This is a genomic window from Euzebyella marina, assembly GCF_003687485.1.
In the GTDB taxonomy this organism is placed as follows: domain Bacteria; phylum Bacteroidota; class Bacteroidia; order Flavobacteriales; family Flavobacteriaceae; genus Euzebyella; species Euzebyella marina.
The window spans coordinates 3,543,801-3,558,160 of sequence record NZ_CP032050.1 but is presented as its reverse complement, the minus strand read 5'-3'; the positions used below and the strand labels follow the sequence as shown (position 1 = coordinate 3,558,160).

Genomic DNA, 14,360 nt, shown 5'->3' with positions numbered 1-14,360 from the left:
TACAAATAAAGACCAATCAATTTCAAAACAGTTGTTATATTTTATTCAATTCACATTAAATATTGACCACTTGGCTCTGTAAACCTTTAATAAGTGACTATTTGAGTTAAAATATGTACAATACCGGTATCAGTAATTCAGCTTGTTCGACTTTTGCATTAATTAAGGTTTGGCAAATTTTAATATGGAATATTAACACATAGTCTACACTAATCTATATAGGTAATTGCAAGAGGATGGGAGAGAACATAGGGGTATCTTATTAATGATGGTATTTTCTTTCCGGAAATAGAGGATAGAGGCTTGTGAAAAGGGCTCAATATCTTTTCAGTATAATAGTTTTTCACTTATAATTAATGATATATTAACCATTATTTTCTTTTATGATAAAATTGCTCTTTTTGAGGTTAAATTAGCATAGGTAATTAATAATATACCATGTGTTTCAATAGCGAATATCAAATAGATTTGTGTCAAAAGTGGAACATCAAAATCAAAAACAATCCTAATTAACTAATTCAGCCACAATGAAAAAACCAAAAATCCATTTGTTCTTTTTTCTTTTGTTCGCCCTTTACGCCACCGGCGTAATGGCACAAAGGGAAATTACTGGGGTCGTCAGCAGTACTGACGGGGAGCTCTTGCCCGGGGTTTCCGTGGTTCTCAAAGGAACCATCAATGGGGTAAGTACCGATTTTGACGGTAATTATAGTATAAGTGTACCTGGCAACGATGCCGTTTTGGTATTCTCTTATATTGGTATGTCAACCCAAGAAGTTGCCGTTGGTAGTCAAAATACCATCAATGTATCGCTAGAGGCCAGTTCAGAGGCCTTGGATGAAGTTGTAGTAACTGCATTGGGTATCTCTCGGGAGAAAAAATCTCTAGGGTATTCGGTGAGCGAAGTCGACGGCGATGCCTTGGACAATGTACCGCAAGAAAACGCCCTTAATGCCCTTTCGGGTAAAGTGTCAGGTGTGGCCATCAATAGTACAGGAGCTCCCGGATCTTCTGTAAGTATGGTAATAAGAGGGGCCACCTCTTTATCAAGTGATAACCAACCGTTATTTGTTATTGATGGTGTACCTGTTTTTAACTCTTTAAACAACGTTGGGGGCGTCGGTAGCGATAACCGTGTAGACTATGGTAATGCTATTTCAGACATCAATGCCGATGATATTGCAAGTATGACTGTGCTTAAGGGAGCCAGTGCGGCAGCCCTATATGGATCTCGTGCAGGTAATGGGGTCGTACTTATTACTACCAAGTCAGGTAAGGCCAAAAAGGGTATGGGGGTTACTATTAACTCCAGTACTGTTTTTGATATTCCTTATCGTTATCTCGATACTCATACGAGATTCGCTGCAGGTTCAAGACCTTATACAGAAGATAACTTTCCTTCTAACGAATACGGCGCTATTTTAATTGGCGAGACCTCTTCAGCATGGGCAGGTCCTGCTTTAGATCAAGGCATCAGGGCGATTCATTGGCCTTATACCGAACAAGAAATTGCTAGTGGTGTGCCAGTTCCGCGTGAGTTGAAATCGTATAACAATGCGGCCAATTTCTTTAATACGGCGATAACCTCTACCAACAATATTTCAATTCAAGACAACACTGAAAAGTTAAATTATAGGTTGTCTTATACCAACTTGGAAAACAAAGGGTTTGTCCCCAACTCAGATTTGAGCAAGAACAGTATCAATTTGAATTCTTCATTGAAGTTGTTGGATAATTTTACCGTAAGCTCAAGCTTAAATTATACCAAGACGGCTAGTGATAACAGACCGGCAGGAAACAGGGGAGCCAACCCGATTCAGGCCATGTATGAGCTGGCACCGCATATAGACGTTCGCGATCTAGAAGATTATTGGTTGACAGATTACGAAGGCTTAAGGCAAAATTCGCCCTATGCGTTCGGCGATGACCCAACGCAAACGGAATGGAACAACCCTTATTTCTTGGCCAATGAAATCAATAACGGTTTTGAAAGAAATCGATTCTACGGAAATGTAAAGGCCGATTGGCAGATTACCGAAGACCTTTCAGGTATGGTTCGCTATAATTTTGATGAGGTGAATGAGGTTCGTGAAACCAAGGTTTCCAATGGTTACACCAATGAGATCAATGGTGCTTACGGCATTACCGATATCTTCAGAAACGAAACCAACATCGACTTTTTGTTGACTTATGCGAAAAAGTTGAATAATTGGGATTTTTCTGCCTCTTTCGGCGGTAACAGAAGGGTAAATAGAACATCGCAAGTGACCAACGCCACCAAAAACAGTGGCCAAGGTCTTTTAACTCCGAACTTGTTTAATCTAAGCAATATTTCTCCTGAGAACTTGGACTATACTTCGTACCAAACTGAAAAGCAGGTAAATAGTTTGTATGGTTTGGCAAGTATTGGCTTCATGGATACGTTCTTCGTAGATGTTACCGGCCGCAACGATTGGTCTAGTACACTTCCTGAAAGCAACAACTCTTATTTCTACCCATCCGTTTCGGCGAGTTTATTGGTAAATAATGCCATCAATATGGGGAATGAGGTCTCTTTGGTAAAATTGAGAGCTGGTTACGCCGAAGTAGGTAATGACACCGACCCCTATAACCTGGTTCCAATTTTGAACAGTGGCAATTCATGGGGTGGCGGTTCTTTACTTTCGGTACCCGGAAACCTATTAAATCCTGAGTTAAAACCAGAGTCTCAAAACTCTTGGGAAGCAGGTGCCGATTTTGCTTTCTTCAGCAACCGCCTTCGCTTCGACTTTACATATTATGAGAGTGATAACAAGGATCAGATATTTCCTGTGAACACCCCTGTTTCCTCTGGTTACAATTCTAAATTTATCAATGCCGGATTAATTACCAGTAAGGGTATCGAGGCTGGTTTCGGGGCTACTATATTGGCCAATGAAGATTGGAATTGGGACATGAATTTCGTATTCAACAGAAACCGTACGCGAGTAATGGAATTGGCCGACGGCATGAACTCGGTCACCCTTTGGACCGATGCAAGAGGAGGTGCCATTACTTGGTTGGGTGAAGAAATCGGTAACATTTTCGATGCGGCGATGGTACGTGTCGAAGACCCAAATTCGCCTTATTTTGGTTGGCCTATCATTGATGACGAAGGTTTCGAAAGCAGCGACAGAACTAGAGAAGATGAAGATGGTAATAGGGTTGCTCCGATTATAGGAAACTTTAATCCTGACTTCAATATCGGTATGACCACTAGCGCTTCTTATAAAAACTGGACGCTCTCAATGAATTTCGATTGGAGAAAAGGAGGTCAATTTGTTTCTCAAACACACCGCTACGGTGAATCTGATATGCACACCCAGAGATGGCTTGATAAATTGCATAATTTCAGTGACGTAGGTGATTTGCCTGCCTATTTAAGAGAGAATGCCGATCAGTACCTTTCACCAGATGGCGAGTTCTACGTGCTAGTCGGTGGGCCAACTGCCGAAGATGGTGGTTTTCCAGTTGAAGATGGCGGTATTACTTTGAGCGATGGTGTGTTTATGCCCGGTGTTCAAGGAGAATATGATGAGAACGGAAATTTTGTGGCAACCGCAGAAAACTTAGGTGGCCCTGGAACTATTTACACCAGATATCAAGATCACTATGGTTGGGATTTTACAAGAAATGCCACTTTTGACGCCGATTACGTAAAACTTAGGGAGATTTCATTGACCTATAATGTACCGGTCAAGACCATCAAACAGATTGGTTTTCAAAACTTGGCCATTTCACTTTACAGCAGAAACCTCATTTTATGGACCAAAGCCGATATAGGTATCGACCCTGAAATGGCTTTTCAACCAGAATCTAGTGAGCAGGGTAGAAGTGGTATTCAGTTCAAACAAGGTATTGAAAGGTTTAACGTAAACCCTTGGGCAGTTCCAATCGGGTTTAAATTGAGCGTAGGGTTTTAAATAAGGGCAATTCAATAAAAAATTAGATATAGTTATGAAGACTTTAAATAGAATTATGAACTTGACCCTGATGGTAGGTGCTTTGGTGATTACTTCCTGTGATGACGATATCACCGAAAGAAACATCAACCCGAACGGGGTCAACTTAGAAGAGGGTAACCCCAGCTTCTTGCTTACCGACGTCATGGTCAATACGGCCATGGATGTTGGTCAAAAGGGCTATAGCGACCCTTTGGCTGCCTACGTGCAGTACATTCAAAAAGATTCTTGGGCCACCAACGATTATAATTGGGAAGGCGACGGTTGGGAAGATTATTACAACAATTTAAGAACTGCCAAATTGGCTTTGGAGCGCTCACAAGAGTCTGGCTTGATTTTTCATGAGGCGGTAGCCATGATTCTCAGGGCTCACAATTTTGCTTTGCTAACCGATTTTTATGGTGATGTACCTTACTCAGAAGCATTGCGTGGTGCCGATGAAGATGGTATCGATTTACCCAAATACGATTCTCAAGAATCAGTATACAAGGGTTCAATAGCCGACTTTGAAGCTGCTTCGCAAATGTTGAGTAATAATATGGGCAATTTGGAAACATTCAGTGCCTCTCAAGATATTTTCTTTGGGGGTGACGCCGAAAAATGGGTCAAATATGCCAATTCATTAGCCCTAAGGTACTATATGAGACTTTCTGAAAAAGACCCTAGTTTTGCCAGTGCCGGTGTTCAAAGTATGTTGGCTTCTCCGCTTATTGACAGTGTAGATGAGGAGTGTGCAGTATCTTACCTAGGTATAAGCCCTAGTGATTCGCAGCCAAGTAATGGGTTGTCAGGTACACCATCTAATTTTACCAGGGTGAAGCCATGTACTACCTTGACCTATAAGTTACAAGAGCTAGATGATCCCAGAATGTCAATTTGGTTCGATGCGGTTGAGATTGCCACTACTGTTGTGGCCCCGGCCGATATGCCATCCGGACCTTCTACCTTTTTAGAAATTGTAGATGGTCTTCGATACATTAATACTGATTCTTTGGCCTCAAAAAATTTGGCAATTTATAGTCCTGATACCTGGTATGCCGATAGAGAGGCCGGTTTGACCATGATTGATACAAATAGTGTATACGTTGGCTTGCCGGTTTCAAACCAAGGTACCGAACCTTATACGTACAATTTGAATCCGAGCCCTGTACAGGGTGGCGGCAATATTCATGTTTCATTGATGAACCCGATGTTCAATGAATTGTCAGGGCCAAATTTGAAGGCACGTTTATTCTCGTATGCAGAGCTTTGTTTCTTGAAAGCCGAGGCCGCCTTAAAAGGGTGGGGTACCGATGCCGAAGGCAACTATAACAAAGGTGTAGAGGCCTCACTTGAAACTTGGGGATTGGAAGATGAGTTCGCCGATTACATCGACAACGAAGGCGTAGCCTATGAAGGTACCCTAGAACAGATTATGGAGCAAAAATGGATTGCAAACTTTTCTTCGGCTTCCGAAGCTTATCTTGATTGGAGAAGAACAGGTTTACCCGATTTAGAACCAGGTCCGTTTGCAAGATCAAGCGTCATACCTGTTCGTTTTGTGTATCCTACTGAGAATAGTACGCTAAATGGTGATAACTATTACAGTGCCCTCAATAATCTAGAAGAGACCGAGCATACCGATGATGTTCCTGGTTACATACAGAATGATACTCCATGGTCAAAACCATGGGTTTTACAAGGTGTTGATCAACCTTGGTAATTTGAATGGCGATATATCCGAGAGTGTATATATAATTGTTTGTTAGTTGAGTTATCTGAATTACCTGGGGCCGCAACCTCAGGTAATTTTATTTATCCTAAATTATGTCAGTTGCTTCCAAGCGGTTGCAATAAATCTTAAGGCTGTGAAATATACTTTTCTAATCTGTTTGGTATTTGTTTGGCTAATGTCTTGCAGTAATGAACCCGAAGAAGTTGTTCTTGACCTTTCGGAGGCTTCGATTATTGTTTCCGACTCATTACATGATGCTATGGGCAAAACTATAGTTCAGGTGTTGATCGAGGAAGTTGAAAGGCGAACCCGAATAGATTGGGCTACTTCTGAATTTGATAATTCTAAGTCTTCTATTCTTCTTTGCCTCGAAAACGATAAAGACTTTATTGAAAAATATAACAGTACTATAGGTTCTGAAAAAAGTACCCTAAAGAATGAAGGCTTCAGGCTCTTGCACCAAAAAGAGGAGGGAAAGGATTTATTATGGATTATCGGAGCAGATAAGCGCGGACTTTTATATGGAGTTGGAAAACTTTTACGTCTTGCCCAAATGGCGGAGGGAAAAATAACTATTGAGAAATCATTGAACATTTCTTCCTCACCCGAATATTCGCTTCGCGGACATCAATTCGGTTACCGGAACACTGCAAATTCTTGGGATGCTTGGTCTGTAGAACAATTTGATCAACATTTTAGAGAGCAAATACTTTTTGGGGCGAACAGTTTCGAAAACATTCCTTTTCAAAAACCGGATTCTAGTCCGCATTTTAAATTGAACCCTCAGCAGATGGAGGTTAAAATGAGCGAGATTTGTGAGAAGTACGGCGTCGATTATTGGGTATGGACTCCGGCACCCGAAGATTTAATGGAAGAGAATGCCCATGAAAATGGGTTAAAGGAGCAGGAAGCCTTTTATGCCAGATGCCCAAAGTTGAACGGGGTTTTTGTTCCTGGGGGCGACCCTGGTGAAAACCATCCTTCGGTATTGATACCCTACCTAAAAGATTTGGCGAGTGTATTGAAAAAATACCATCCAAAGGCAGGAATTTGGGTGTCATTACAGGGCTTCAACGAAGAAAAAGTCGATTACTTTTTTGAGTATCTGCAAACCGAAAAACCGGACTGGTTAAAAGGTTTGGTAAATGGCCCGAGTAGCCCACCGCTTGCTTATGAGCGCGAGCAACTTCCGCAAAAATATCAGTATCGCTTTTACCCCGATATAACCCATACCGTGAGGTGTCACTATCCCGCTATTCGGTGGGACCAAGCGTTTGCCCTTACGTTGGGTCGTGAACCCATCAATCCGCAACCTGAATTATATGCCAAATATTTCAGGGAAGATGTAGATAAAACTAACGGGTTTATCACCTATTCAGATGGGTCACATGACGATGTGAACAAAGTTTTGTGGAGTCAATTGGGTTGGAATTCAGAACAAGATATTCACCAAATAGTTTTAGAGTACTGTCGGTTTTTCTTTGGCTCTGAAGTTGCAAAAGAAGCGGCCAATGGAATTTTCTCTTTGGAAAAAAATTGGTCAGGGCCCATTCTTGAAAATGACGGTATTGAAAGCACACTGGTAGTTTGGAAACAATTGGAGGACAAATACCCAGAATTAGCCGGTAATTGGCGATGGCAACAGCTTGTTTTTCGGGCTTATTATGATGCTTATGTAAAGTTGAGGCTTGTGAACGAGTCAGCATTGGAGAGCGAGGCTTATAAAGTTCTTTCCGAATCAAGAACTATGGGTGCGGACGTTGCCATTGATAGCGCCATTAAGGTTTTGAATCAAAGGGATACCACCGATAGAATGGTACAACTGCGTCGCAAAATTGAAGAGAATGGGGAAACATTGTTTCAGAGCATAGGTTCTCAAATGAGCGTGCCCAAGTATCAGGCTCGAAGTGCCGAACGTGGTGCTGTTCTTGACTTTCTAGATATACCTTTAAATAATAAATGGTGGCTAGAAGATGAGTTCGAAAAGGTGAAAAAACTTTCCACAGAGAATAAAAAAATTGGCCGTCTTGATTTCATAAGAACCTATGAAACCCCGGGAGATGGCAGTTTCTACGATAACATTTCTAGTGCAGCTGCAAAACATGTAACTTCTGAAACCGATGATGCCATAGATTATCTTTGGGAAAACGACGGTATGAGCCGTAAAAGATTATCTACCCAACTTTTTCAATTTTCACCAATTTTAGAGTATAAAGACCTCGACCCAGAAGCCAATTATCTAATTAGAGTGGCAGGATATGGCGAAGCACTTCTCAGAGCCAATGGAGAACGCTTGAAACCTACTAAATATGAAAAGGGTTTTGAGCAGTTTAAAGAATTTCCTTTACCCAAAAAATTAATCGGTGATGGTCATCTAAAAATTACTTTTGACAGACCTGACGAAGAACATTTAAATTGGAGAAAACAATCACGGGTGACCGATGTTTGGGTAATCAAGAAGTAGCTCTATAATTCTAAAAGATAAATTTGCTTGGTTGAAATGCCTTCTTCATTTTCAACCAATCTGTTGTAGGCAATAGTTTTTCCATCGTGTGACCAAACAAGATTGGTCGGGGCATTATCGGAAGGTTCGGTCAGTACCTCAAAACCCTCAGAATGTATGTCTCTTTGAATAACAGAATTATTTTGCACATAGATTATTTTGTGTTCACTTGAATGCCAGCGTACGCCGCTTTGTACATCGCTTTTATGAAAGCTGACCTGGATGGTTTGGTCACCGGTAGGTGATATACAAAATACCTGTTTGATATGGTTTTGGTCATAAGCCAAGTAAGCGAGCCAAGCCCCATCAAAAGATGATCGAACGATACCCTCGCAACCGGGCTGTTCGGTTTTTGCGGTAAAAGTCAGCCGGCGTTGAGAGGCACCCTTGGGGGGTGAGGGCAAATCTGATTCCGTGCCCTGCAACAAACCTTTTTCAGATGATAAAGTGATATCTTCCGGTATGTCAACAATGTAAACTTCATCAACATTCTGACCATCGGAGTTTTTTACCGTACCGATAAAACCGCGCGCCCTTTGCTTTTTTCCATTGCGGTCGGTGTATCCATAAGTTCCGACCCAGCTATCGCCGGCAGCCCTACTGATTTCGTCACTGCCGGGTTGAGGTTCAGGGACCACCTCGACCACCAATGTACTGAACCAATCACCTGAAAAGTTTTCCGGGTTTTCTGGGTCTATGATTACTTTACTTTCCGCTTTGGAAACACCTATCGTTCTCAGGTTTAGTATAGCACCAGTAGAATCTTCCAATTGTTTCATGATGGCGTCGTTATAAGTAAACCCGATAAATTTTCCATCACCACTCCATTCATGGCGGTGGGTGCCACCTCTAAGTGCCCCTGGAGTAAAGGGAAGTTCAATATCCCTAGCATCCATAAAAATGGGCTCATTAAGTTGGTTCTCATCAATGATTACCCCGGTACGCCGCCATTGCTCGTAAGGGTTGTCTTTAGAAGAATTCATTAAACCATGAATGAAAGCAACTTTGTTTTCGGTATGGCTGTAGCTCACGGCACCGACCCCAGGGCCATATGCGGTGTTCTTATCTAGGTGGTAAAGCACTTTTTTTTCGCCGGTAGCAACATGAACCTTTTCTATTGTGGCATTGCCCCCGATACCGCCTTTCTCTGTTCTTGTATCATATACCAACCATTGATCATCTGGAGAAAAATTGTCATTATTATCCAAATCGTGGTTGTAGGTGAGATCCGTAGTCAGTTGTCTTTCTTTTTTAAACTCCATCTTCTTGCATGAATGGATATTGGTAAATGCGATTAAAATTAGAAAACAAAACTTTTTGCAATGCATGAAAAAAGGTTTCTTTATTATTCTTTGTTCAGCCTTGGCTCACTAATGACACCTAGATATCGCCCTAACCAATAGGGTAGAAGCCAAATGTCGCCGGCGGAGTATTCTTCTGAACCATCGCCACCTGTTCTATCTAATCGGAACATATTGGCATTGTGGCGTTGCACTTGACGCTCATCTGGCGGTAGTACCTCTTCAGTCGTTTGATCCCTAAAATTAGGTTCGATAAAAGTAAGGTCTTTCCGGTGCGAATTCTTAACATCCCACGAGCGCATATCCATCGGATGTTCCCGAAGATACCAAGCGGCTTCGTCTAGGTCAAAGTTTTGAGTTTCGCATACGGCAGTGAGTAAATTCCATGCCCCATCTTTTTCAGGTCTTTCCGACTCCCAGTGGTCAATAATAGATTCTTTGAATTTCGTTTTTAGGGTATCGTTAAGCGCGTACCTGTACAAGCCCCAATAGCCAAGAAAATACATCTCGTCATCGGAGTGGTTCCAACCTTCGGAAAGCATCTTGCTCCAATCATCGGCGTCTTCAGGGGCTTTGCCAATCTCGCTCATAGGTCTCATCAAATTTTCAAAATAACCATGATTGTTCATCAGGTCGAATGCCTTTTCTTTATATACTTCCTTTTGGGTAAAATGATAGGCCGTTTGAAGCATGGCAATGATATTCGATGAATTGATTTTTCTATCACCTACCATTATAGGCCGCGCATTGACATACTCAGGATTCCATTTACCCCAAGTGGTGGGTTTACCATCAAAGTCAACGAGATAATAGTCGTTTTTGACAATGTGGCCCATGAGCGTATCTATCAAGGTTATGGCTCTTTCCCTTAAATCATTTTCCAATAATTCGGCCATGACGCTGTAAACAAAAATATGGCCAATAGCTTCATCACTGCTCGTGGTCGATTTCCAATCCCACTCTGGGTCATCTGTATGTTGCCATCGATCGGAATCATGAAGACTTTCTATATAACCGCTTCGTTCAAAACTGCGGGAGGGAAAACCTGGGACATCATTGATCGTGAACAATCGTTCCATTGCTTCCATAGATTCATAACAATTTTTCAGGGCTTCTTCATTGCCAGTAACCTTATACCTGTAAACTTGACTTGCCAAGTACATCGACGTCCATAATCCATCATTGTCAGAATCATCTAATCGCCCCGAGTTCACATCACCATTTTTTAAATCTACCAGAGAGGCATTAAAGCCCAAACGTATGTGTCTGTCTCGTACTTGCTTTTCGTAAAAGGCGGCCTTATCGGCCAAGGTCATGGGATCGAAATGAATTTGTGCCAGGCCGTTATCGGTTAAAATATGTACTCTTCCTTCATGGCCGCTACTAATATGAACAACCTTGTTGCCCGGTAACCACCGCTTACCGTAATAATAATTGAAATCACCATCGATATCCATGCGGTAGGCACCCTCATCTGATCCGAACCAGATTTCTTCATCTATGCTTTCGATCCATGTAATTGAGGGCACAGGAAGCTTGTTGATCAAATCGGAAGGTTTGCCGTTAAGTTCGGAGTCTACGGTAAAATAACCGTTTTGTGTGCCTATGTATAACTTTGCACCTACCACGTCAAAAGAAGTGGCCTCATTGTTTATTTTGATTGTCTTTATTTGATTGTTCGATGCGTCGAACGTAGAGACCGAATTTTTTCCTAAAATCCAAAAAACATTGGCTTCATGCCCGTATCTTATTTGTATGATGTTGCCGTCTTCAACAGTACCTTTCCAAGGGGCTTTGTCTTTTGACAAAAACTGCAGTTCTTTCCCATCACTTATTAGGAAATCAAAATTGGAACCAGGTTCCAGCAGATTGGCATTTTCAAGGTCGTGAGGGAGAAATAGGTTACCGGCCCAAGCGTTGCTCAAAACTGCTTTATCATCTACATAGACGAATTGATCTTGAAATAAAGAAATGCCATTCAGGCTTTTATCTTTTAAAGGTCGGTAGGTATTGTCAGCTATCAATGTGCCATCAACCAAAAATTGACCTGCTGAAGTGCGATACAAACCATTTTTGCCTAAGACTTGAACAACACCGTTACGGTCTTCGAACACTTTTTTTGGCGAAACCGAACTGTTAAAATAATATTTGACACTGTAATCTTGTAAGTAGGGAGTGTCTTGATAAATAGGTAGGGTAGCTGATTTTTCGGTATCCCCATTCGAATCATAACATGAGAGGAATAGAAACGGAACCAACAAAAAAATGAAATACAGGCGGTTTAGCATGGGTCAGTTTGATAGGGTTGTTTAAATTGTTTAAATTGATTAGGATAATTTTCCATCAATTGAAACAAAAGAAACGATTAAAACAGCCCTATGCTTCCTATATTTTATTTGGTTTGCATAGAATCTTTTCCCAAAGGCATTTTCTTCTTGTATTCGAACGAGATCTGATTATTTACTCATCGAGGGAGGGATATTTTTGCTTCCCCACGCCTTATTGGGTTTGGGCCCCATTGTAAACTCTAAAGTGCCTCCTTTAAGGATTTGAGAATGATCGATAAAGGTTTGATTGAAAGATTGCCCGTTCAATGTGGCAGATTGTATGTATTGGTTTTCTTTAGAATTGTTCTTGGTCTTTATAGAAAACGATTTACCCTCTGCGAGGTTTAATTGTACTTCCTCAAAAATGGGGCTACCAATGGTGTAAACCGTACTTCCGGGGGCCATTGGGTAAATACCCATGGCACTGAGAATATACCAAGATGACAAAGAACCCATATCTTCATTACCGGACAATCCGCCAGGGCCGATACGGTAAAACTCATTCATGACTTGCCTTGCCCTTTGTTGTGTTTTCCATGGTTGCCCAGCATAATTATACAAATAGGTAACGTGATGAGAAGGCTGGTTACCATGAACATATTGACCGATAGTACCAACGACCCCCACATATTTTGGTGGGGTAATAATGGGCGACATTTCAAAAAAAGTATCCAGTTTACCGATAAACTCTTCTCGGCTTCCGAAAAGGTGGATTAACCCTTGAACATCATGCTGAACCGACCAAACATATTGCCATGCATTCGACTCGGTATAATGACGATTGGGCCTTCTGCCCACAAGCAACGGATCAAAATATTGGTAATAACTATGCTCACCTTCAGTCACAATTTGCTGGGTAGAGTTTTCTAGGCTAGGTAACCAAGACCCATCAGCTTTTCTAGGGCGCATAAATTGACTCTTTTTATCCCAAACATTTTTATAATTATAGGCCCTCTCGATAAACATCTCATGGTCTTTTTCTTTACCCAGTTCTTCGGCCAACTGGGCAATACACCAATCATCATAAGCTAGTTCTAAAGTGTTGGGCACCGCTTCGGTAACCTTATCTATGGGAGCATAGCCCTTATCAAGATAAAATTCAAGACCTGAGCGACTCGCTTCTCTAGGTATCGGTGATTTTGGGGTTTCCATCGCTTTTTTTCTCATGGCTTTGTAAAGCATTTCAACATCAAAATCTTGATAGCCCTTTAAGTAAGCGTCAACGATTATGGGTATTAGGTGGTCACCCACCATCGATTCGCCATAAACGTTCAAGAAGTGCTGTGCAGGTAACCAGCCGTAATTTTTCACTTTTTCCTCAATCGATTTGATATAGTCGTTTACATGTTCTGGGGCGATTAAGGTCATTAAAGGGTGTTGGGTTCTATAGGTATCCCAACATGAAAACGAACCATAAAAATTAAATCCGTCAGCTTTGTGAACTTTACCGTCAGAACCAAAATAGCTCCCATCGATATCTTGAGAAATGTACTGGGCCAATAACGAGCGATATAGGGCAGTGGTGAAAATCTGTTTTTGGTCTTCAGTGCCCCCTTTTACAGTAACTTTCGATAACTCGCTGTTCCAGATATTTTCTGCCCGCTCTTTGGTTTGGTCAAAATTCCAATGAGGAATTTCAGCCTTCAAGTTTTTTCTAGCTCCTTCTATACTAGTATATGAAATACCGACCTTTACAAGTACTTCCTCATCTTCTTCGGTATGATATTGAACAAACGCCCCAATTTTATCGCCCACTTCGGCATTTTTGTATGGGAAAATACTCCCGTCCGATTCAGGCGTTTTATAAGAAGCATCAAAGGTTCCGTAGTATAGAAAGGGCTTGCTGAATTCGGCCACAAAATACACCTTTCCGAGACCGGCCGCTTTAGCTCCTTCAATACGATGATTATCAATAATTTTCAATTCTGAAAGTTCACCTTGAGTCATATTTCCAATTTGATGGCCTACATCTAAAATAATTCTTGAAGTCTCTGACTTTGGAAAGGTGTATCTGTGAAAACCAGCTCGTTCCGTTGAGGTCAATTCTGCCTTTACATTATAATCTTTTAGCATTACCGAATAATAACCCGGGGAGGCAGATTCTTCAGAATGACTAAACCGGGAACGATATCCCGCATCAGGGTTCTCAAGAGAACCTGGAACGACTTGTAGTTTCTGATGGGTCGTGGGCATCAATAGAATTTCTCCTCCATTGACCATTCCAACACCGCTCCAGTGCGTATGACTAAAGCCCATAATTGAACTTTCAGAATAGACATAGCCCGCACAGTACGTCCAACCTTCGGTATGAATATCAGGGCTCAAATGAACCATGGCGTTGGGCAAGGCAGCCCCCGGATAGGTATGGCCGAAAAAATCAGTGCCAATAAAGGGGTCAACATTATCAATTGGTCGATTTTGACTATTGACAGTAATAACTGTAAACAATAACGATAAGGTGGAAAGTAGGCCGGTTCGAAACATGCTTGGTTTATTGTGATTTAGCTAAAAGCAAATATAGCATTCACCTTTATT

At 41.5% G+C, this 14,360-nt stretch carries 6 protein-coding genes; 3 read left to right on the top strand and 3 right to left on the bottom strand.

The window, feature by feature from the left end:
• The first annotated feature begins 527 nt into the window (after window positions 1-527).
• The 3 genes from D1013_RS15190 (at window position 528) to D1013_RS15180 (ending at window position 8,158) form a co-directional block, all read left to right on the top strand.
• The gene (locus D1013_RS15190) at window positions 528-3,941 is read left to right on the top strand and encodes a SusC/RagA family TonB-linked outer membrane protein (RefSeq protein ID WP_121849639.1); all 3,414 of its coding nucleotides are present in this window, start codon (window positions 528-530) and stop codon (window positions 3,939-3,941) included.
• Between the two features lie 34 nt (window positions 3,942-3,975).
• Entirely contained in the window at window positions 3,976-5,682 is a 1,707-nt protein-coding gene (locus D1013_RS15185) for a SusD/RagB family nutrient-binding outer membrane lipoprotein (RefSeq protein WP_121849638.1), read from the top strand.
• 145 nt (window positions 5,683-5,827) lie between these two features.
• Window positions 5,828-8,158, top strand: a complete 2,331-nt coding sequence (locus tag D1013_RS15180; protein ID WP_205601254.1) for a hypothetical protein — start codon at window positions 5,828-5,830, stop codon at window positions 8,156-8,158.
• Between the two features lie 2 nt (window positions 8,159-8,160).
• On the opposite strand, the gene D1013_RS15175 is transcribed toward D1013_RS15180, so the two are convergent.
• The 3 genes from D1013_RS15175 to D1013_RS15165 form a co-directional block, all read right to left on the bottom strand.
• Window positions 8,161-9,459 (bottom strand): DUF3748 domain-containing protein, encoded by a 1,299-nt coding sequence (locus D1013_RS15175; RefSeq protein WP_121849636.1) that lies wholly within the window; start codon window positions 9,457-9,459, stop codon window positions 8,161-8,163.
• 83 nt (window positions 9,460-9,542) lie between these two features.
• Window positions 9,543-11,786: a ligand-binding sensor domain-containing protein gene (locus D1013_RS15170; protein ID WP_121849635.1), complete on the bottom strand. Its 2,244-nt coding sequence runs from the start codon at window positions 11,784-11,786 to the stop codon at window positions 9,543-9,545.
• Between the two features lie 168 nt (window positions 11,787-11,954).
• The gene (locus D1013_RS15165; RefSeq protein WP_121849634.1) at window positions 11,955-14,309 is read right to left on the bottom strand and encodes a GH92 family glycosyl hydrolase; all 2,355 of its coding nucleotides are present in this window, start codon (window positions 14,307-14,309) and stop codon (window positions 11,955-11,957) included.
• Window positions 14,310-14,360 lie beyond the last annotated feature (51 nt).